Below are 22,970 nucleotides of genomic sequence, written 5' to 3'. Positions count from 1 at the left end.
AATTCATCACACGCGACTAATTGCAAGTTGCTCCCTTTGTGCATCTGCTTCCTCAATTCGCTTAAAACATTCTTGCGCTAGAGTCATTACCTTGGCATGATGTTCTACCATTGTGTTGTGAGCGTCTCTAATATAACCAGGCTCTCCAAAACGGGATGCGACAAAATCCGGATAAGAATTAATTAACTCATTTAATTGATGAACCAGTTCTTCATTTTCACTTCTTTCTAGTGTGCATCTCTGATATGAGTCAATGTTTGGCGAGAAAATTTTGAAACGAGCATACGAGAGGGTTGATGTTGGTTTCGGTGCAACACTAATATTTTTCAGTGCTTCGAAAATTTGAGTTCTTTCCTCACCAACCTCTCGAACCATGCACCTATAATTCTTCATGTCTTCGAGTTGTCCGTCTATATCATCAAGTAGTTTCGGAGATTTAGGTTTGCATAAAAAATAACTTAAAATACCGCCTAGGCAAGTACCGCCAAAACTGGCAGCTAATAATATTGCTAGTGTTGATTCTTCCATACGTTCATCCATTCAAAATTATATATCAATTCATTGAAAATAAATTTTCCGTTTACCTATGAGGTAACAATTTTTTTATCTCAATTAGAAACGGGAGGAATAATACATAGAGGATTTTTTATTTTCAACATAAAAAACAAAAAAACACTTTGGTCAGAAAATCTATGGAGTCAAGCCTTGAATTTTGGGTATGAACATATTGAGTTGTAAAACACCTCTAACGGTCGAAAAAGAGATATGGGTTTATTTCCTTGCTTATAATTTAATTCGATAAAGATTGTATTTTTGAAGTTTGTTGCTTCATCTTTATCGTTGATGCTTCTATTTTATTATGTAATTTGGGAATAATATGTTTATTCTGTTTATCCAAGGATAGCATATCAGCATAGACACAATTTATACCACTATTTTATTCTCATAGATGACCGTATAAATGGGTCAGGGCTTGAATTTTGCACGCACGGTAGGGTTACTTATACAAAGAATACTAATGAGTGAAATGCAAAATTCAAGCCCCCATGCAAAAATTCATTTAAAGGGACAACGTCAATCATCTGCAAAGCGCCTTAACACTCTATAATTTTCAAAATTTCTAAATAATAAGAAAACCATTAATATTTATTTGGGTATTTTACCTTCGATTGCTCAGCCCCCCCTCTTAAGCTATAGTTAAAGTCTTAATTAACAAGGTATTGATAAGAGGTGGCTATGAATGGAAGCAATAGGAACGCAGCGAGTAGATGCCCGGTAATGCATGGTGGCGCCACCTCAACAGGCATAGCGAATATGGACTGGTGGCCCAAGGCCCTGAACCTCGATATATTGCATCAGCATGATGCCAAAACTAATCCGATGAGAAAAGACTTCAACTACCGTGAAGAAGTCAAAAAACTGGATGTTAAGGCCCTCAAGAACGATTTGCATGCGTTAATGACCGACAGCCAGATATGGTGGCCTGCTGATTGGGGACACTATGGCGGTTTGATGATTCGGATGTCTTGGCATGCAGCAGGTTCGTATCGTGTAGCGGATGGTCGTGGTGGTGCTGGTACAGGTAACCAGCGTTTTGCTCCATTAAATTCTTGGCCTGATAATGTGAATTTGGACAAGGCACGCCGGTTACTATGGCCTATCAAGAAAAAGTATGGCAACAAGATAAGTTGGGCTGACTTAATAGTCCTGGCAGGTACCATCGCTTATGAATCAATGGGGCTTAAAATTTTTGGTTTTGGTTTCGGTCGCGAAGATATCTGGCATCCCGAGAAAGACGTTTATTGGGGCTCAGAAAAGGAATGGTTAGGCGCCTCGCGTTATATTGACGAAAACCGCGAATCACTGGAAAACCCATTAGCAGCAGTGCAAATGGGATTGATCTATGTGAACCCTGAGGGTGTAAATGGCCAGCCTGATCCACTTCGGACTGCTCAGGATGTTCGTATTACTTTCGCACGCATGGCGATGAACGATGAGGAGACTGTCGCGCTGACTGCTGGTGGTCATACTGTTGGCAAATGTCATGGTAATGGCGATGCAAGGCTTTTAGGGCCTGCTCCTGAAGCAGCTGATATCGAAGATCAAGGTCTTGGTTGGATTAACAAAACCACCAGAGGCATTGGTCGTAATACGGTTTCGAGTGGTCTTGAAGGTGCGTGGACAACCCACCCCACAAAGTGGGATAACGGTTATTTCTATATGCTTCTTAATTATGATTGGGAACAGAAGAAAAGTCCGGCCGGTGCCCACCAATGGGAACCGATTGATATTAAGGAAGAAGATAAACCTGTTGATGTTGAAGACCCTTCCATTCGTTACAATCCAATTATGACCGATGCAGACATGGCCATGAAGATGGATCCCGTTTATCGTAAAATTGCTGAACGCTTTTACAAAGATCCTGATTATTTTGCAGAAGTGTTTGCACGAGCATGGTTCAAACTGACTCATCGTGACATGGGCCCGAAAGTGCGTTATATGGGGCCAGATGTACCAAAAGAAAATTTGATTTGGCAAGATCCTGTGCCTGCGGGTAAGCGAAACTATAATATTGCTGCCGTCAAAGCAAAAATCACTGCCAGTGCTCTAAGTATCAGTGAAATGGTTTCTACCGCATGGGACAGTGCACGAACTTACCGTGGTTCAGATATGCGTGGTGGTGCGAATGGAGCACGTATTCGACTGATACCGCAAAAAGACTGGGAAGGTAATGAGCCGCAACGTCTGGCGAAAGTGTTGCCGGTTCTCGAAGGCATTGCCGCAGAATCGGGCGCCAGCGTAGCAGATGTCATTGTGCTTGCCGGTAATATTGGTGTCGAGCAGGCTGCCAAAAAAGCTGGATTTGACATTACCGTTCCTTTCGCTCCGGGCCGTGGTGATGCGACGGATGATATGACGGATGCGGCCTCCTTTGCTGTGCTAGAACCCCTCTATGATGGTTATCGCAACTGGCTTAAGAAGGACTATGCTGTTAGTGCCGAAGAACTCATGCTCGATCGCACGCAACTGATGGGGCTGACGGCCCATGAAATGACAGTTCTTGTTGGCGGTATGCGCGTTTTAGGCACTAATCACGGAGGTACTAAACATGGCGTATTCACCTGGCGCGAGGGGGTTCTGACAAATGACTTTTTTTGTCAACTTGACCGATATGGCCAATCTTTGGAAGCCAACGGGCAACAATGTCTATGAAATTCGTGACCGTAAAACGGGTGATGTGAAGTGGACTGCAACTCGAGTGGATCTTGTTTTCGGCTCCAATTCGATTCTTCGCGCCTATGCGGAAGTGTATGCTCAGGATGATAACCAAGAAAAATTCGTGCAGGATTTTGTTAATGCCTGGGTGAAGGTTATGAACGCCGATCGTTTTGACTTAGTATAACGTATCGGATAAAAAATCAGAACAGAGCTTATTCCGCCTCAGCTCGAATGACGCGAGGAAAAATAAGGTTTTACTCGATTTTTTATCCGAAACTGGCGTTAACATAATGCTCTGCAAGTTAATCAAATTAGTGATCAAATGACAGATTATCCACATGACCTAAAGCAAAACTATTGCCCTTAGGGTTCCGGCTGTAGCGGGATTTAGCTGGCGACTTTGTCCAGGAGTAGGAATATAAGAAAGCACGGGCTCAAGATAGACAAATTTCAATAGTTTTGCCTGATAATAAATCTGAAACATTAACTCCGTTTTTCTATTGGTTATTCGCTGATTTAACCAGGCTAAAGAAAACCCGGCGCCAATTGAATCGGCTTCTCTATTGGCAACTAATCCAAAAGCAGTTAAACCAGCACCAATTGATTGTTTCATAGGTAAAACTCTAGAATTATTGATGCCATATTGGTAGAACCCTGAAATTCCACTTATATCGTACCCAGGATGTCTATACCACAATCGTTGAGAACCAAATAAATACCCCCCAGTAGAACCACTTTGGGTCAAATTTTCTTGTTTAATAAGACCGGTTTGGTGCCACAAGCCAATACCAATAGTACCTGGTTTTTTATCTTTGCCTAAAAGCCAAGCGCTCCCTGTTTCGCCCACTTGAAAGTAATTACCATTAAAGTTTGGGCCCGATAATCCTGTTTGCTTTCCACTTGCTAAACTCCCATCGTAAAGACCATAAGATACATACCATGATTTAATTGGGGTATAGGTTGCGGTAAGACCATAAGCCGTATTGGTATACCCTGGCATAAGACCATCTACCGCGGGGCTAATAAATATTGGCGTATAAATCAAACTTGTGACAGCAGGAATATTAGGATCACTTTTACTGAGCTGGACAGGTTTAACCACATTGTTAAAATCTAAGGTGGTTATGGTTTTACCTAGTCTAAGAAAGAATGTATCATCAAATAAGGCTTGCCTATACCAAAGCGCATAAAGCTCTGAGCGGTTATAAGGCGATACGTCGGGTAAGGAGTTGTACCCTTGTATCACACCCGCAGGGCCATTTGTATTTTGCGCGTTTTGTTGCAAGAACTGTGCACTAAAAAGCCCTCCTTTCCACCCATTGAAACGCTCCATATCAATAGTTAAATCCAGAAGCCCTACACTATTTGAAGTATTATCTTTTGCATTGGGTATTCCACCGGTAAATAGACTATTAGTATCCCCCATCCAAGCGCCTTGGACCGAGATACCATGGTTATCCTGAATCCCAAATTTCTTTTCAAGGTATTGTTGGACGATTCCTGAACCGGTTCCAACATTAACTGCAGCAGGGTTTGAACTAATACTTGAAGTCTCTTGCCGTTCTATACTCGACGAATTGGTTGGTTTTTCGGCATTTGCATAAAGGCCTCCCATATAAAGTAAATAGAACAACAAACTTAAAATACGACAATAATTCATAATAGTTCAAGTGATTAATCTCTAAGATACTGTATCACAATAAATTTTAGACTCAACTTACTTGAATTTTTATGAAATCCATATTAAACCTATTAAGTGACTTTGATACGCTCTATTGCAAAGTTCCCTCATTAGCCATTCTTAAGGACTAGAAATGCTAAAAAAAATCCAAACCTTCTCTTTACTAATTGCAACCGTATTTTTTTCTACTGCCTGGTCTGAAACATACAAAATCCCTGCAACAAAAGACACTGTGACTCTCGGCCTTTTTACCCTGGATAAAACACCGGTAATCAAAGTACACTCTGGAGATTCTGTATCTATGGAAACCTGGAACAGTTGCTTACATGAAATGGTCTTCAATAAAACAACACCTGCTGAAGTTGCAAAGTTCTATACAAAATATAACATTCAAAAAAGACGCGGTATGCATAGCTTAACTGGCCCGGTCTATATTGAAGAAGCCGAGCCAGGGGATGTACTTGAGATTCGGGTGCTAGATATCAAATTAAATGACTTTGGATATAATTTTTTAAGTCCTACACAAGGTATTTTATCTGAGTTTACCAAACCAAGAATCATGTACTTTAAATATGATAAAGAAAAAAACACTACTGAATTTACCAAGGGCATATGCTTACATCTAAAACCATTTCCAGGAGTTATCGCGGTAGCACCACCTAAGGATTGGCCAGATGGATGGCCTGTGAATTTAGAAAGCCATATGGGCCAACCCGTCCCTGGACAATTCAACTCTGTCCCCCCCGGTCCTTTTGGAGGAAACCTAGATCAACCCAGCTTGCAAGCAGGTTCCATTCTCTATTTGCCCGTTTTTCACAAAGGTGCTTTAGTCTGGACTGGTGATTCACATGCCATGCAAAGTAATGGCGAAATTGACGTCACAGCACTCGAGACCTCCTATGAAGGAATCACTCTGCAATTTTTTGTAAGAAAAGATCTAAAAGCCGAAGGAGTATTTGATAAAACCAAACGTAATGGAAATAGTCTATTCACCTGGCCTATAGTCGAAAATTCTGAAGAATGGATAGTAATGGGTTTACATGAAAACCTGTTTGAAGCCATGCAACTTGCCTCTAAGAATGCGATTGACTTTTTAGTACGTACCCAAGGGTTATCTCCACAAGAAAGTTACCAATTTTTAAGTATGGTGGGTGACTTTTACATTCCTGAAGCAGTCAATGTTATTAAAAATGTAGCCGTTCACATTCCTAAAAAAACCTTCAAAAACCGTGGAAGAGCAATTACGCTTAGCTCAGAAGGTAAGTTCCCTCTAGCAACACCAAAAATCAATGAAAATGCAACCTGTGTGCCTCAAGAAGGCAAAATTATTGAATAACCATTAGGTGAAATAATGAAAAAGATCTTAGTTTATTTATGCTTATTCTTCATGGCTTCAGTCGCCTTAGCTGACAAAATTGTGCTTGATAATAAAACGAACTACCCTGAGAAAGATAATCCAGGAAAAATTGCGGTACAATGGGTAGCTTCCGCTGAGGCTACTCAAGAAGCCAATAAAACCATCATTAATGGTTCACCATTAGACCCAGGCTCTTTAATAATACTCTCTCAAAAAGGACAAATCCCACTCACGCCACCTAATCATGCCCATTACTTTAGATTAGTGGTATGGTCAACGGCTAAGCGGGAACCAGACTTACTCACAAACTGGGTAGATATTATTCCTAATAAAACCTATATTGTGAACCAAGACCAACTTGTACCGGCAATACTCATGTCTGGAGCAGGCTGTTAATCCATCTACTGGTACAATACAAGAATAACTCGTATTAACGAGCGTAATACGAGTTATTCTGTGAATTTACAGTAAAAAGCAAGTCGCTTTTCATCAATTCAACGCTTAATTACTTCCTCTATACAGTTCGATCCCAGCTTTTGGATGATCTCCTACTATAATCATATTATCTCGCTGCAAAAGGAATATAAAAATGGGTAACTTTTTTCAACCTTCAAAAAAATCCATACAAAACAAATCGAACTTACTACCTGAAAAAATTTCTACCTTAAAAAGCGAATTAAAAATCATTTCCCTTAAACTGAATCAACTACCTCATATAGACGAACTTTTAGTAATGGGCTTTAATGCAGACGTTCATGAGCATACTCTTAAACAAGACCTCTTTTCTGCTACTACGGAGCAAAAACAACAAAAGAAACAAAAAAATAAAAAAGCTTATAGGGAATTACCTGTCGTACGAGAAGCATGTGAGAAACTCTTTTATGATATTGAACCCGCATTCCAATCCTTATTAAAACTTGTGGTAAATAAAACCGAATTAAAAGAAGCATCTACTGTCAGAAAAGCAAAGATACGAACTGGAAATTTAAAACAAGAAATCGAGAGGAATGCTCCCGATGAAAAACTATTTAAAATTAGTCAAGACATTGAAATGGCATATAAAAAAATTAGCGAAATTTCATTATTCTTTATCTCACGAGATACAACTAGAGCTATAAATAGAGGGGATTATAATAGTGCATTTCAAGATTCTTTCGATCAAATTCTGCAGTCGAGTAAACCAGAAATTAATAATGTATCGGTACATAAAATAATGCATAAACTTATTGAGTTAAGACAGGAAATAATTAACCATTATTTTGTTTCATATTATAAATCACTGCGCCCTGATCTGCTTGAAAGCGCTTATACTGATTCTGATGCTGAAAATTTTAGAAACCTTTGAGGTAGCCATCCAAAGGCAGAGGCTATGTGGAGAGCAAACAAAGGAATATGATTAAATATTTTCTAATTATTGTAAAAATCACCCACCACAACATATAATTAACACACATTGTTTTTATTTTGGAAAGCCAATGCAATACCCGTCTTCCTTTTACTTCAACAGCAAACAACCAGGGCTATCGCACACGAATCAACCATCGGGGATATTAGACGTTAGCCGCTTAATTCAAAATAAAAAACCATTTAAAAACACTACGCTTATCAGTGTGCAAAAGCCAAAAACCCTGATCCTGAGTGATTGGACTGCTGAATACTGGTCTAATGAAAAGATGGTTAAGGCACAAAAAATACTGGCTCGATTAATTGATGATGGGTTTCCTCTTTATCTATGGCAAAATATATTGGAGCCGTTTGCGTTCAACGTGTTAAAAAGGATGGATGATTCATGGCATGATGACTTGCCAGATGATAGATCGCAGCAAGGAGAACTCTATAAATTGACAAAGGACGAATTATTCTCTCTTTTTCCTCTAAGATTAGAATTGCTCACCCCAGTCCCCAGCAATAAAATAAAACAAATTGCTGTTGCTCAATGCCAATTATCACCGGATAAAATTTTTATTTTAGATAATTATTGGATGGATGTTCTGTTTAATGATGGACTATCCTCTCATCCGCACCAATTATACTTGAGCGAACTGTATGAACAAAGTGATAAATTGCCCCAGGCCTTAAATATTGCCATTCATGAATCCACACCGCCTCTTGAATACATTATTTATGATGAATTTCCCCCTGACTACCCTGAACCTTTGTCAAATCTAACAACGTTTTTGTTACAAATCAAAAGCATTGAACGCTATAAAAAACTTACATTAAATAAAGAATTAGCTGATGAATTACTTTCAAAAGAATCGATTACAGCCAATAATATAACGTTTAACCTCGAGCACCTCTCTAACATTCAATCCCTCAGCATTTATGAAGAAATAGGGATTAACACCTTGCAAAGGCTGCTGGCTAAAATACATAATCTGACAGTACTCAAGTTGATATTACCTCAGGACTTATCAAAAGAAACCATTCTAGAACTCGAAGGGATTGAGCATCTGTTTCTCCAAAGCGGTACATTCAGCATGAATCTCCTTGCTAAAGCAAAGCACCTTAAAATGCTCCATATATTAGACAGTACTGTTCTACCGCAGGATTTTAAAGGCAATTTAAATTTCGAAATGCTGAAACAATTACATATCTCGGACTCCGCTATTAGCGCTGCTGATTTGCAACAAATTATAAGCCCGCACCTGATACAGCTCTCGTTAAATAACTGTCGCCTTCCAGCTAATGCCCTAGAACAACTTAATTTGCAAAATTTGCTAAAACTTGAGCTTCGTAGCGGTGGGCTCAATACGATCAGCGCTGCCGCTCTTGAAAATTTATTGCATAAAAATCCCAAACTTCAAGTCTTTTGGTTATTTGACTCAACAATAACCGATAATTTCAGCCAAAATATTAATTTGAAGCATCTTAAGGACCTGACGCTTAGTGGCTGCAATACCAGCCGCCATAATATACAAAATATACTGAGTGGAACAGAAAAACTAAAATACCTCCGATTAGCTCACAGCATTGATTTACCTGATAATTTTATAGAAACACTTCACCTACACCACCTTATTCATCTTGATGTCGAGGGATGCAATATTAATGCAAGACAACTGCAAGCCTGGCTAAAGACAGCGCCCAATCTAAAAAAACTGTGCATTGCCGACTGTAATGAAACCCTGCATATCGATAGTGATCTCAAGAAATTAATGCAAGGAATCGTACTTGAACTAGGAGACATCGATGAATATGACGACTGGCTCACCGATCAACAGCAGCATGACGACAGTCCAACGGAGCAAATTGAAGAACACTCATTTGATGCCTGCATGCCAATGGATGCCGATACCCATTATTCAGCCAATAACGAACTAGCGGTAAACCGGGTATTTTACCCTTTAGGGCAACAGCCAATACCCGAAATACGCAACTATCGCGTGCAGGCATTTAACAAGGTAGGCATCACACCGTCGCCTTGTAGTTTAGATGAGGCGTTTCTACTGAAAAATGACGAGAGCACGCTCTCTGATTGCCCCAAACCCATACTGGTCGATGAGCTCCAGGAACTAGGAGAACAACGTGCACGTACGAAAACAGGATGCACTTATTACCTGGGCAAACAGACCTTAAGGTTAACCCGCGAATGGCAAGCCCTCACGTCTTTATCGCCTCAGGAAACGCTCACTCATTTTTCGGTTGATTCAGGCTCGGAAAATATTGAGTTTTCCTGGTCAGCTCGCGACAACCTGTATTATGTTCGCAGTACCATTCCAGGTTTACGCAAGATAAGTTTTCTCTTGGAAGTAGCCCGCACAACAAGAACAGCCCCCCTACCGCAGCGCATTCATGACCTCATCAAGTATTGTTCTGAATTTGGTTCTGGTGCATTAGCAATAAACCAAGAGGCCGCAACAGGGATAGACTACTTAAACAGCCTCATCACCCAAAAAAAAGGCGCCTGCAGGCACCGAGCTTTGGTTTTTAAAGTATTGATGGAAAAATACTACCCTGAAATTCCTGTCCGCATCATCACCAACCAATGTCATGCCTTTGTAGAGATTAATCTGCATCATCAATGGGTAGCCTATGATTTGGGGGGATATCCCGTCCAACTCAGCGTTAACGAATCCTGGACACCTGCTGAATCCATTCCATCCATGCCGTACGAAAAGCAGCTCCAAACCTGGAAAAAGCACGCCCCGTATCTTGAGACTATTTTAGGTTTTTGCCAGCACTTAACCCAGCCAGGCGAGGCCAAGAAACGACTCATTGAACTGACAAGCAGTGATGAGGTACACCACGCACATTTGCAGCTCCAATCCTGGTGTAAAAAAATCGCTCGCCCCTTCTTTTACATCAATGCACCCGATGATTTAATGTGCAGTGCGCCTTTTTTAAAACGCGAAGGCAATCGAGGCATTTTAATGCCCGGACCCGGTGGACCTTTATATGATTTTTTGCAACAAAATAAAGATAAGAGTAACCCGGCCGTACTGATAATCAATTACGATAATTTTGAAGCAGACGACCTGGTGCGCTTTAATAGCTTATTGGATAAGGAACGTCTGGCCGACGGCGTCCCTATTCCGCCAGATACCCTCATTATCGGCCTTATTAATTCTAAAAAACCAGACTGTTATCAAGGGGCTGATTTTTACTCGCGGTTTAATCTTATCGAACAATGCCCCGATGGACTCTCTTTATCCGAAGGCTTAGCACCACTTCCACTTAGTGAGAAAACACCCGAACTCAAGACCGTATCCATTAATTTATACAATGCCCCCGATTGGGAAGAACGCTTGCTTGGACGCTGGATTATTCAGAACGACGCGCTTTATTTTATTGAGGGCGCGCTGCAAAAAGCCTTTCATAGTGCCCCGCCAGTTGAACCCCAAGAAATGCCTTTATATACCGTTGATGAGTTGCAACGCGCTTTAGGATGGAATTTTCCCCTGGAATTAAAAAATGCGCCCTGGGAGGATAAAAAATTTGTGCAGTTTTGGCAACAAGCCTGTCTTCTTGGCAAAATTGAACAAGCAGGGCGGGTAATCCATCTCCCTGACTCCTTGCAACTCCTACACAGTAGCGGTTATGACTGGGAACAATTAACCACTCAGGTTACTTGGCAGGCTGGTCTAACGTTAAATGAACCAGCTTATGTGTTAAATGCTCAGTGCCTCAATGACTATTTCACGCGCTACTGCTGCAACAATGAAACCCAAATGCTCAATACCCTGGAGGGGCTCATTCAAGCCTATACCCAGGAGCATTTGCAGGTTAATCTGACCGGGGCTTTAAGTGACGACAAGTGGGCTCTGTTTTTATCAGCCTGCCAAGAGCACGCCGTACAGTTAACGGTGCATTGCGCACCCGGCATCCCTCTTCCAGCGGTATTGGGTGTTGATTTAGCGCAAGCCCCCAGGGCGTTAAGTGAGTGGACCGGAACCACCTTAGCGCACACCACGATACTGGTCAGTACGGATTGTGATACCACCGCCCAGCAGTTGACGTCACAGGATAAAGAGTGGCAAGTTATCGAGAGTTCAGAATGTGAAGGCGATGACTTATTAATCCACATCAAAGCCCAGGTGGATGCTCTGAGCGGCGCAATGCGCTTCGAACAAAAGCATCATGCCCTTCTGCTGGCTCTAGAGCAGGGAAATAAAGTGATGCTAAAAGGTCGTTTCTCAAGCGAACTGGTCGATTCCCTGGCTCCTTTTTTATTGGCAAGACGGCGCAATCAAAATTCCCAAGGGCAATTGGTTTTACTCAGTGAAAATGACCCTTTTCATTACTTACCCGCTCAAAAGCACGAAGTCAGCCGCCAGGAAAAACAGGACTGTTTACAACGTCACTTTTCAGCAGATGAAGTGCAAATGCTGGATGAATCACTGATTAATCAAGAGCCGCTTAGCCTTCTTCATGCGCGCTTAAGTTACCAACGAGCAACCCAAACAAAGGATGCCTGGCAAGGATTACAAGGTTTGTCTTCAGGGGTGGTTCTTCAGGAATTTAATGCACAAAACAGCGCCCAAATCGCCGATGAATTTGAGCAACAACGTCTTGACGCGGTGAACCGAATGTTAACCCATGCGCCCTATGTGTTCCTCACGGGCCTGACTGCCGTTGGCAAATCTACTTTTGTTGAAAAAAATTTTAATACAGAACAGGATGTCCTGTACATTGGTGAGGCGCTCCTGTCGGACTGGGCAAAAGATGCCTCCAGTAAACGCAAAATTCTGTTCATTGATGAGGCTAATTTAAGTGAGCGCGAATGGAGTGAGTTTGAAGGGTTATTTAATAACCCGCCAGGCATCCTCATTGAAGGGCATTATTATCCGCTAACGTCCGCACATAAAGTCTTATTTGCGGGAAATCCCGTCAGTTATGGCGATGAACGCCGGCTTGCCCCCTTTTTTTCACGCCATGGGAATGCGCTTGTTTTTGAATCCATGCCCCAGGAATTTATTTATGAACGGATTTTAAAACCTATCTTTATGCAGAGTAAGCACGAAGCAGAGGTGCTAAACCTATGCGCCCCTTTGCTCAACATTTATAAATTTTTAGGTGAATGTTCCACCGATAAGATTCTAATCTCTCCGCGTGAATTACAAATGATGGCCCTACTCGTCTTATCCTACCAGCAACAACACCCAGAGCACGAGGATATTCTGGCGGCTCAACATTATGCATGGTACCTGGCTTCGACTTTAGTCCCAGAGCAACATCGAGAGGAATTGGACAAACAATTTAAGCCTAAATCAGAATTGGTACGGCAAGAAAACCTCGTAGTCGCTCCGCAATTTTTGGTGACACCTTCGCGGCAACAAATCAGTCATCATTTAAATGATGTTCTAGCCTTACGCCAATTTAGATGCACTATGGCATTAAATGAGGCGCAGCGCTATGGGGGATTGGGCGGGATTGTCCTTGAGGGTGAGCCCGGGATTGGTAAAAGTGAATTGGTTCTCAGTACCCTCATTGCCCAGGGCTACCAAGAAGTACATCACGCGCAGAATTTACCTGAAAAACCCTTTTACCGCATACCAGTGAGTATGCAAATGGAAGACAAAAAAAACCTCTTGCTCAAAGCCTTTCATCAAGGGGCGGTGGTGATTATTGATGAAATCAACAGTTCACCCATGATGGAACGCCTACTGAACGATCTCTTGATGGGCAAAACTCCTGAGGGCAAGCGTCCTGAGCGCCCCGGGTTTTTGATTATTGGCACTCAAAACCCAGTTACCATGAATGGGCGACGCGCCCCAAGTACGGCGCTTGCTCGGCGCTTAATGACCGTCACGCTCCCCGCCTATACTCGCGATGAAATGGAAACCATCCTGATTAATAAAGGACTTCATCAGGAGAAAACCTCATTAATGGTTGCCGCGTATGCGCATAATGTCGCGAAAGCGCAGAAAAAAAACCTTACCCCCCAACCTACGTTTAGGGATTTGCTCCAACTTGCAGAACTAGAGATTAAAAAGGAACACACCTTAACCCCTGTTGATGAAGAAATGAGTGAGGTAGACCAAGGAAATCTCTTGAAGCGAAAAGGTTTTTTTGCCCAACCAACGCAGAAAAAAGTTAAAGCGGAGCGTGAATCAGCACTACAAAATCGTAAGTAAATTTACGCACTAAATTTTTTAACCACCGATTTTTTGTGTCGCTCATGAAATACGTAATACAAACCGGGCAACACTAAGAGGGTTAAAAAAGTTGATGAAATAATGCCACCAATCACGACAGTCGCCAAGGGTCGTTGCACCTCAGAGCCAGTGCCTGTAGCTAATGCCATGGGTACAAAACCCAACGAGGCAACTAAAGCCGTCATGAGCACTGGACGAAGCCTCGCCAGTGCCCCTTGTAATACCGCATCCTTTAAATACATTTTTTTCTGCTCATACAGTTTATTGATAAAAGTAATCATGACAAGACCATTGAGTACAGCCACCCCTGACAAGGCAATAAAGCCAACACCGGCTGAAATGGATAAAGGAATAGCTCTTATCCATAACGCCAATACCCCACCAGTTAATGCTAACGGAATGCCGCTAAAGACTAAGAGCGCATCTCGTACTCGACCAAAACTCATAAACAGCAATAAGAAAATCCCAAGCAACGTAATAGGAACAACGATTTGTAATCGTTGTGAGCCTGATTGTAACTGTTCAAATTGCCCACCCCAGGTAACCCAATAACCACTGGGAATTTTAATATTCTGCTCAATCCCTTGTTTGGCCTCATTCACAAACGAGCTTAAGTCTCGGTTGCGTACGTTAGCACTAACCACGACCCGCCGCTTACCACTTTCACGACTGATTTGATTCGGACTTTCACTGTGCACCATTTTGGCTACTTCACTCAACGGAATAAAATGACGTTCACCGTCTTTAGCCGGTGGTAAAGGAATAAAAATTTGCCGCAATACATTAGGGTCAGAGCGTAAGTATTCAGGCAGACGAACCACTAAATCAAAACGCTTGTCCCCTTCAAAGAGTTCCCCTCCCTTTTTGCCACCTATAGCAATTACAATAGCATCTTGGACGGTACTAATTTGTAATCCATAGCGCGCCAAAGCATCGCGATTAATTTCAACAGTTAGCAGCGGTAAACCGCTGACTTGCTCTACTTTCACATCAGCAGCACCGGGCACTTTTTTTAATTGCGTACTAATGGCCTCTGCAATTTTTAACAGTGTATTCATGTCATCACCAAATATTTTTACTGCGACATCACTGCGTACTCCGGAAATTAATTCATTAAATCGCATTTGAATAGGTTGGGTGAATTCATAATTATTTCCCGGAATTTGCTTTAATGCCTGTTCAATTTCCTGGACTAATTCTTGTTTGCTTTTTTTAGGATTAGGCCAATCCTTTCGAAGCTTTAACATAATAAAGGTATCCGCGACATTAGGGGGCATGGGATCTGTTGCTACTTCTGAAGTTCCCAGTTTCGCAAAGACCTGCTTTACCTCAGGGAATTGACTTATCCGCTTCTCAACTAAATGCTGCATGGTAATGGCTTGTGTTAAACTTGTTCCCGGGATACGCATGGCATGCATGGCAATATCACCTTCATCAAGACTTGGAATAAATTCTCCACCCAGACGAAACACAAGCCAACAGACTGATAGCCACCAAAACAGCCGAGGCTCCTATAACCAAACGTCGGGCATGGAAACAACGCCGCAAGACTTTGGCGTACCCCAACGCGAGGTAGTGTACCAACCAATTTTCTTTTTCCTGTATGCGTCCGCATAAACAAATCGCTATGGCTGCTGGAACAAAAGTCAGGGCAAAGAACATGGAAGAGAGCAGCGCTATAATTACCGTCTCAGCCATTGGTAAAAACATTTTCCCTTCAACTCCCGTGAGCGTCAAAATCGGTAAATAAACAACGGTGATAATAAAGACACCAAAAATACTAGGCCGAATCACTTCGGTAGTCGCATTGGTAATGACGTTCAAGCGCTCGTCTAAATTTAAAACACGATGCAGTGTATGCTGTTGTTCCCCCAAATGCTTAATGCAGTTTTCAACAATAATCACCGCACCATCCACAATTAAACCAAAATCAAGTGCGCCTAAACTCATTAAATTGGCACTGATTTTATTGGATACCATCCCGGTAATGGTAAGTAGCATCGACAAAGGAATCACCATCGCAGTAATCAAGGCTGCGCGAATATTTCCTAAAAAAAGAAATAGAATAACGCAAACGAATAATGCGCCTTCCAATAGATTTTTCTTAACCGTATTAATAGTAGCGTTCACCAGCAAAGTCCGATTATAGACGGTGACTGCTTCAATGCCTTCTGGCAGTGATTTATTAATTTCTTTCATCTTGGCGGCCACTCGCTCAGACACGGTGCGACTATTTTCCCCCATAAGCATGAAGACAGTACCTAAGACAACTTCTTTGCTGTTTTCTGTAGCAGCGCCGGTGCGTAACTCTTTGCCCAAATCTACTTCCGCTACATCACGAATTCGGATCGGCGTTCCTTCAAAACTGGCAATGACAATATTTTCAATATCGGCAATGTTTTGCACCTGCCCCGGTACGCGAATTAAATTTTGCTCGCCATTAGTTTCAATATAACCCGCACCGACATTCGCATTATTGCGCTCTAATGCCGCGACGATATCGTTTAAACTTAAACGATATCGAACAAGTTTCATGGGATCTGGAGTTATATGAAATTGCTTTTCATAACCGCCAATAGTATTTACTTCGGCAACCCCCTCGACATTACGCAATTGTGGTTTAATGATCCAATCTTGTATGGTACGCAGTTCCGTGGGATTATAACGCGGACTCCTTGCCCCATTGACTTTATTTGTCACCGTATACATAAAAATCTCACCAAGCCCAGTCGAGATGGGGCCGAGGGTGGTTTCTACTCCCGGAGGTAATTTATCTTTGACCTCTTGCAAGCGTTCATTAATTAATTGTCGTGCAAAATAAATGTTGGTACCCTCTTTAAATGCGACCGTGACTTGTGATAACCCATAGCGCGATAAAGAACGGGTATAATCCAAGTTCGGAAGTCCGCTCATAGCCAATTCAATAGGAAAGGTAACTCGTTGCTCTACCTCAAAAGGAGAATAACCTGAAGCTTGTGTATTGATTTGCACTTGTACATTGGTGATATCAGGAATCGCATCAATGGGCAAACGTTGAAAATTATACACACCATAAACAACAATAGCTGCCATAAATAATAAGACAAACCAACGATGTTTTAGGGAAAAATGAATTATTTTCTCAAGCATCATGCATCCTTAGTGCTCGTGGCTTGCGCCATCTTTGCCTAATTCAGCTTTCATAAAAAAGCTGTTTTTACTAACATAGCGCTGACCAGGATCAATGCCTGATAACACCTCTACCCACTGGTCATCTCTTTGTCCTAAAATAACCGGAGTTAGCTCAAAATAATCCCCTTGTTGAACAAATACTACGTCTTTTTCATCCATGTGCTGGATGGCGGACAAAAGTACAGCAACCGGAACTGTTTTTTCTTGAATGGTGATCGCCCCGGTCACATACATACCAGGCAGCCACACACGCGGTTCATTAGAAAGCACTGCTCGCGCTAACGTCGTTTGACTGTCTTCAATACCTAAGGGCGCAATGTAGGAAATAGTGCTGGTGGACTTCGGCATTCCATCATCTCCAGTTACAGTCACTTCCATACCTTGCTTTACCAAAGGCACTTCTTTACGATACAAGGTAAAATCAGCCCACACATTAGCTAAATTAGCCACTTCATAAATAGGTTTGGTGTTTTGTGTCAACTCCCCATTGGTCGCATTTTTTTGCACGATGGTCCCACTCATAGGCGCATTAATCGTATAATTTTGTAAACTTTCGTTACTCTCAATCGTGACTAATACTTCCCCTTTGGTGACTTCCTCACCCAGATTTTTAGTTATCGATTTTATAATTCCTGAGTAACGTGCATATATAGGGGTTAAGGTATCCCGATTGGGAGCAATTTTGCCTACGACCTTTAATTGGGTTTTAATTGTTTGGCCTTGAGCTATAGCCGTTTGAATGTCCGCAGCCTCAAGAATAGCGGGCACCATTTTAACCCGTCCTTCATAGGTCGCATAATGCCAAGTATATCTTCTATCTTGTAATTCCAACTTAATGCGCACATCAAAAGAATGAGGCTCATTAATCACTTCTTTGCTTTGTAAAAAATTTCCGGCAGGAATAAAGAAAATTGACTCTCGTTTATCGCCAAATCGCGTTAATTGAACAGTTAACTGGGCTTTCTCGGGCGCGATGGATTGGCCATTCTGATACACATAAGCACGATAATGTGGCGGCATGCCACGTTCAAAAATGAAAAGCTCAAGAGCTATATCACCGTCTGTAAATAAACGTCCGCCGTGTGGTCCTTTCTTCATATTTTCTTGATGAGTGTTTGCTTGTGCGCCAAGTGATGCATCATCAGCCCATAAAGAAAAAGAAGTTATCCCTAATAAAAAAATTAACAGGTGTACACTATAAATAAGTGGCTTTGAAAAGATCATGGACTCTCCTTAGTAGGATTTAACCCTAAAAGCCCGGTAAGTTGAATTAAGGCTTTATGATAATCCGCATGCGCCTTTTGGTAATGACGTTCTTCTTCATACAGCGAATTAAGTGCTATTGATAATTCAATGTAAGTGTAACGTCCCATTTGATAACCGTCCTGCGCCAACTTTATTGATTTACGTGCTAAAGGCAGTAATGACTTCGTTACTTGATTGACTTCATAGTGACTTTGTTCGGCTTGTAAAAAAACAGCGTAGATATTTTGACGCACATCAAGACGTGCGCCTTGAAGTTCATGAGCCGTTTGCGTGTATTGGGCTTCAGCAGTCATGATTTTTCCTTGCTTTCTATTGTAGACAGGCACTTCTGCAAAGACAGATGCCACTGCGGCATTGCTGCCGTCATCAGAAAAATGGCGGCCTCCCAATTGTATATTTAAATCCGGCCACACAGACTTTTTCACCGCAGTAATAGTCGCGCGTTTTGCTTGTAATTGTTGTTGCAATTGCACTAACTGGGGACTTTGCGGTAATTTTTTAAGTAATTGCGACCAGTTTAATGAAACACTTGGCAACCCTTTATCCACTAAGGACTTATCGACTCTTAAGCCATCCCCTAATAAGCGAGCTAATTTTGCGCGCTGCAACAAGGCATCACGAGCGGCTTTATTTTCTTGAATACGCGCCTCACCTAATCGTACCTGGGCCAATCGTAAATCCAATTCGGAACCAGCACCGGCCTTCATGCGGCGTTCGATTGCATTTACAATATTTTGATTGAGCCCCGTGAATTTTTTGCTGACTTGATGCCATTGGCAGGCATAGAAGGCATCGACATAAGCCACACCAACTGCCACATACAATACCGCTTTTTGTACTTTAATTTGAGCAAGAGAGGCTAAATAATCCGCATACGTTGCTTTTTTCAAATACTGTAGTCGATGCCCCAAAGGAATAGGTTGGGTAACCGAAGCAGTTGTTTCTGCGGCTTCATAACTGGAATAGCTACCTGAACCACCAAAATTTTCTGCGGTCAAAGTCAATTGAGGATTGGGATAAAGACCGCTTTGAATAAAATAACCACGAATAGCTTGCGCTTTATCCATTTCAGCGTGTAATTCAGGGTTATTCTGATAAGCCATGCTTAATGCTTGTTTAAAAGTAATAGAGGAAGCGGCAATCACTTCGTTAAAAGTGAAATGTAACAATATGATAATTACTAGACTTATATAACGCATCCCTTACCTTTAAATGTCTATATTCAATACTCCTCCTTAAGTCTAACTTGATTTGATTACGCTTTATACCTTCTTTGCAAGATTTAATAGCATACAGTTAGAATTCAATAAAGGAGATATCCATTAACACGAGATATCGATGCCTGAGGTAGGCGCTTTAAACATCAACCATCTCAATCATACCACGACAGAACATGACATAGATCAATGTTACAGTCCTTGAGTTCTAGTTATCATGACTTATTGATAGATACAAAGGAAATCAATGAAAAATTATGATGTTATAATTGTAGGAGGTGGGCCTGTAGGACTTTGTTTTGCCGCATCTGTTGCCAAACTAGGTTTGCAAGTTGTTGTGATTGAACAGCAAAGTCAGGAACGCCTTGCGTTACCTACACGCGATGGAAGAGATATTGCAATTACACATTTGTCTAAAAAAATACTCACTGAACTAGGGGTTTGGCAGCATATTCCAATCGATATGGTCTCAGAAATTAAACAGGCAAAAGTCTTAAATGGCTCATCTTCATATGCATTAGATTTTCATGCCAAAGATGCGGAACAAGAGAATCTCGCCTATATTGTTTCAAATCATCTAATTCGAAAAGCAGCATTTCAAAATACAACAAAATACAGCAATATTTCATTGATCAACAATGTAACCGCTATTGATGCCTACTCAACGGATAAATCAGCATTTTTAACATTATCCAATGGCGAAAAAATAACCGGTCAATTGTTGGTAGCAGCAGACAGTCGTTTTTCGACTATCCGTGAGAAAATGGGCATATCATCGGCAATGACTAATTTCGAAAAGCACATTATCGTTTGCCAAATGGAAAGTGAAATAAATCATAACAATATTGCACATGAATGCTTCCATTATGGGTATACACTGGCAATATTGCCTTTGTGCAATAACAAGTGCTCCGTTGTTTTGACTATTTCACCACATAAGGCGCGCCTTTTTATGAACATGGATGCTGCTAAGTTTCATACTGAAATTGAAAAACTCAGCTTCTTTAAATATGGTAAAATGAGATTGGTTGGAGCGCGGTATTGCTACCCTCTTATCAGTGTGTATGCAAATCAATTTGTTGGTAAATGCTTTGCTTTAGTAGGGGATGCAGCTGTAGGTATGCACCCAGTAACAGCGCATGGGTTTAATTTTGGCGTTCAAGGGCAATGTAATTTATCCAACAAAATTAAAATAGCCTTAAAATCGAATTCCTTTATTGGCTTACAAGCGACCCTGGCTCGTTATGAACGTGAACATCGACAATTAACCAAACTGGTTTACATAACGACGAATAGCATTGCAACGTTATTTACAAATGACTCGCCAATCATACGCGTTGTACGCAATGTTTTTTTAAAATTGGCGAATAATGCTTTTCCCCTAAAAAGGTTGATTTTGTCCAAATTAACCGAGTCTGACCACTAATTGAGTAGCTCCTAACGTTCAATCCAATCAACTGCCAAAACCCAGCGGATTTGTTTGTTTAAATTATCTGTCTTGATGACTAATCTATCGGGCTGTTAACGAGGACTGAAAGCAAACCCATTTTTATTAATCAAAAAATGGGTATAAAGTTTCGCTTCCTCGGTTCCAAATTGAGGCCAGCAATCATAAACCTAAGTGGCTTTTGGAGGTAATGACATCAGAGGCGATTCAATCTTTCCTCTTGTTTGTAAACCAAAAACCATTCCTCGAGCGTCAACTAGATGCGGTTGCCCTGATACCTACTCTCTGTAACCCGTAGCTAACCGCTTACTATCATAAAGTATGCGAACTCGCTAAAGTGCTGGTATAAGCATTCTCAATAACTTCCTTTAATTGCTCGCGCATTGCTACAACCAAATCGTAACGACTAGAGTTGGAGTCTTTTTTGGCCTCAAGCCACTCATCCAGCGAACTCATTAACTTACGATCAGCATTCTCAGAACGTGGCTTTATTTTGGCATGCTCTGCAAATGCCTGATCTAGTTTTCGAGTTTGAGCCGTTTTAAACCAAGAAGCCCCCTGGCTTGCAACAGTCCAATGCTTGACGAAATAATTCGTCTCTTGAGGTTTAAAAAAGCGAAGGTTATTAGTGTGAGCAGGAGAAACAGACCCTTGTGTGAGTGATTGACTCTGCTGTTCCAATGTCTCTTCTTTCGATGATTGCACAAGTGTTGTGGTTGTTGTTGTTGTACTTGAGACCACTGTAGGGACTGCAACGCCGTGAGCAGCAAGTGGCACTGGTGCATGCATGCCAAGCAATGATGGCGGTGTTGCCGTAGCAAGCGAGGCTTTCCATAACATACAGCCCCCATAGCCTAAGGCAGCACCCGCTCCACCGACAGTAATCAGATTGGCCGACATGCGTACTGGGTGATTGTAAAAAGTCATGCCTAAATTAATTAATCCTTGCTTGGTGAAGAACGTACGATGAAAATCGGTGGCCGTATCAATAGGATGGCGAATGATTTTGTAAGGAGCGGTAACAAACCCTACAACACCATCCTTAACTCCATTGTATGCTTCGTAATGAAGGTTATAAGGCGAATAAAAATAAGGCGCTTTTTGGTAACAGAACAAAAGCAAGGCTTGCATGCGTAGTACTTCCTGGACATGCGGCTCTAACTTAGGCGTTTGTGCAAACCCGTACTTTTTTTGCCACGGCTGTTTTTTCCATAAAACTGCAATGTCATTTAAGGCATTGCTGCCCTCATTACTTTTTTCACCTAGCTTCACCGTCGTATGTTGACTACGGTAGTAACAGGATAGGCGCTCCACATGCGGGGCCCAAGCGTATATTTCAGGGTCAAAACTATGTTGAACGTCAGAAGAAGAGAGGGCTTGTATGATATCAGCAAATCCTTCGGCATTATCATTAAGTTCACTTCTCATTACATCAAAAAGTTCGGCACCACCGTGAGCATCCAATTGTTTTACTAGTTTATTAATGATGTCTTGGATAGGTATTTCGCCATATGCTTTTCTAATCTCTTGATAGGATTGACTGCCCACTCCTAGCGTAGGAGGTGTTTTTTGCTTGAAGCCCCATTGTGGATAACGCATGACATAACCGATGCAGTGTGACAACGTTTCTAAGTTGATGTCCGCATGAAGCGAACCAAGAACCTCGTTTAATTCTTTATGAGCAAACACCGTGCCCTTAATAATAGACGAGGGCTTATCTGCTAAAAAGTGATACACCGTTGTGCGTAGGGTCTCGTTACCTAAAGGTAAATGAGCTTGTGCGTTGGTGGTTAAACTGCGTGAGCGCAGGTATGCGCCTTGACTATTAATGCTTTGTTCTAAAGTATGTAATTCAGTGATGAGCTGTAATAGCAGTTTTCTATCTTTTGGCTTAAGTACTTCTTTTTCTTTCTTAAGTACTTCTTTTTCTTTCTTAAGTAACTTCTTTTTCTTTCTTAAGTACTTTCTTTTTCTTTCTTAAGTACTTCTTTTTCTTTCTTAAGTACTTCTTTTT

General features: G+C 41.5%; 10 protein-coding genes and 2 pseudogenes. 6 read left to right on the top strand and 6 right to left on the bottom strand.

Annotated features, from left to right (window positions below):
* Positions 1–6: 6 nt before the first annotated feature.
* Entirely contained in the window at positions 7–528 is a 522-nt protein-coding gene (locus tag LDG_RS08895) for a hypothetical protein (protein WP_006870966.1), read from the bottom strand.
* A gap of 708 nt (positions 529–1,236) precedes the next feature.
* Here LDG_RS08895 and katG point away from each other — a divergent pair.
* Positions 1,237–3,403, top strand: a pseudogene (katG, locus tag LDG_RS08890) (catalase/peroxidase HPI).
* A gap of 159 nt (positions 3,404–3,562) precedes the next feature.
* On the opposite strand, the gene LDG_RS08885 reads toward katG, so the two are convergent.
* Positions 3,563–4,879 (bottom strand): carbohydrate porin, encoded by a 1,317-nt coding sequence (locus tag LDG_RS08885; RefSeq protein WP_006870960.1) that lies wholly within the window; start codon positions 4,877–4,879, stop codon positions 3,563–3,565.
* A gap of 154 nt (positions 4,880–5,033) precedes the next feature.
* On the opposite strand from LDG_RS08885, the gene LDG_RS08880 reads away from it, so the two are divergent.
* The 4 genes from LDG_RS08880 to LDG_RS08865 all read left to right on the top strand — a co-directional run bounded on the left by LDG_RS08880 (position 5,034) and on the right by LDG_RS08865 (position 13,834).
* Positions 5,034–6,236: an acetamidase/formamidase family protein gene (locus tag LDG_RS08880; protein WP_006870959.1), complete on the top strand. Its 1,203-nt coding sequence runs from the start codon at positions 5,034–5,036 to the stop codon at positions 6,234–6,236.
* A 15-nt stretch (positions 6,237–6,251) separates the two neighbouring features.
* Positions 6,252–6,653, top strand: coding sequence for a hypothetical protein (locus LDG_RS08875; RefSeq protein ID WP_006870958.1), 402 nt, complete (start codon positions 6,252–6,254; stop codon positions 6,651–6,653).
* A gap of 193 nt (positions 6,654–6,846) precedes the next feature.
* A complete protein-coding gene (locus tag LDG_RS08870) occupies positions 6,847–7,602 on the top strand; it encodes a hypothetical protein (RefSeq protein WP_006870957.1) in 756 nt (251 codons plus the stop codon).
* Between the two features lie 130 nt (positions 7,603–7,732).
* Positions 7,733–13,834 carry an AAA family ATPase gene (locus LDG_RS08865; RefSeq protein ID WP_040535094.1) on the top strand — a complete coding sequence of 2,034 codons (6,102 nt, stop codon included), beginning with the start codon at positions 7,733–7,735 and terminating at the stop codon, positions 13,832–13,834.
* Positions 13,835–13,836: 2 nt separating this feature from the next.
* Here the strand turns inward: LDG_RS08865 and LDG_RS08860 are convergent.
* The 3 genes and pseudogenes from LDG_RS08860 to LDG_RS08850 form a co-directional block, all read right to left on the bottom strand.
* A pseudogene (locus tag LDG_RS08860) lies at positions 13,837–16,984 on the bottom strand (CusA/CzcA family heavy metal efflux RND transporter).
* Positions 16,985–16,993: 9 nt separating this feature from the next.
* Entirely contained in the window at positions 16,994–18,250 is a 1,257-nt protein-coding gene (locus tag LDG_RS08855; RefSeq protein WP_006870953.1) for an efflux RND transporter periplasmic adaptor subunit, read from the bottom strand.
* A complete protein-coding gene (locus LDG_RS08850) occupies positions 18,247–19,491 on the bottom strand; it encodes a TolC family protein (protein ID WP_040535093.1) in 1,245 nt (414 codons plus the stop codon). Before LDG_RS08850 ends, LDG_RS08855 begins: the two co-directional genes overlap by 4 nt.
* A gap of 265 nt (positions 19,492–19,756) precedes the next feature.
* On the opposite strand from LDG_RS08850, the gene ubiM reads away from it, so the two are divergent.
* Positions 19,757–20,935 (top strand): 5-demethoxyubiquinol-8 5-hydroxylase UbiM, encoded by a 1,179-nt coding sequence (gene ubiM / locus LDG_RS08845; RefSeq protein WP_006870951.1) that lies wholly within the window; start codon positions 19,757–19,759, stop codon positions 20,933–20,935.
* Between the two features lie 333 nt (positions 20,936–21,268).
* Here ubiM and LDG_RS08840 read toward each other — a convergent pair whose 3' ends face one another.
* Positions 21,269–22,693, bottom strand: coding sequence for a hypothetical protein (locus tag LDG_RS08840; RefSeq protein WP_006870950.1), 1,425 nt, complete (start codon positions 22,691–22,693; stop codon positions 21,269–21,271).
* Positions 22,694–22,970 lie beyond the last annotated feature (277 nt).

This window comes from Legionella drancourtii LLAP12 (assembly GCF_000162755.2).
Taxonomy (GTDB): Bacteria; Pseudomonadota; Gammaproteobacteria; order Legionellales; family Legionellaceae; genus Legionella; species Legionella drancourtii.
The sequence above is the reverse complement of the archived record's forward strand: the minus strand, read 5'-3'. Positions and strand labels throughout refer to the sequence as shown.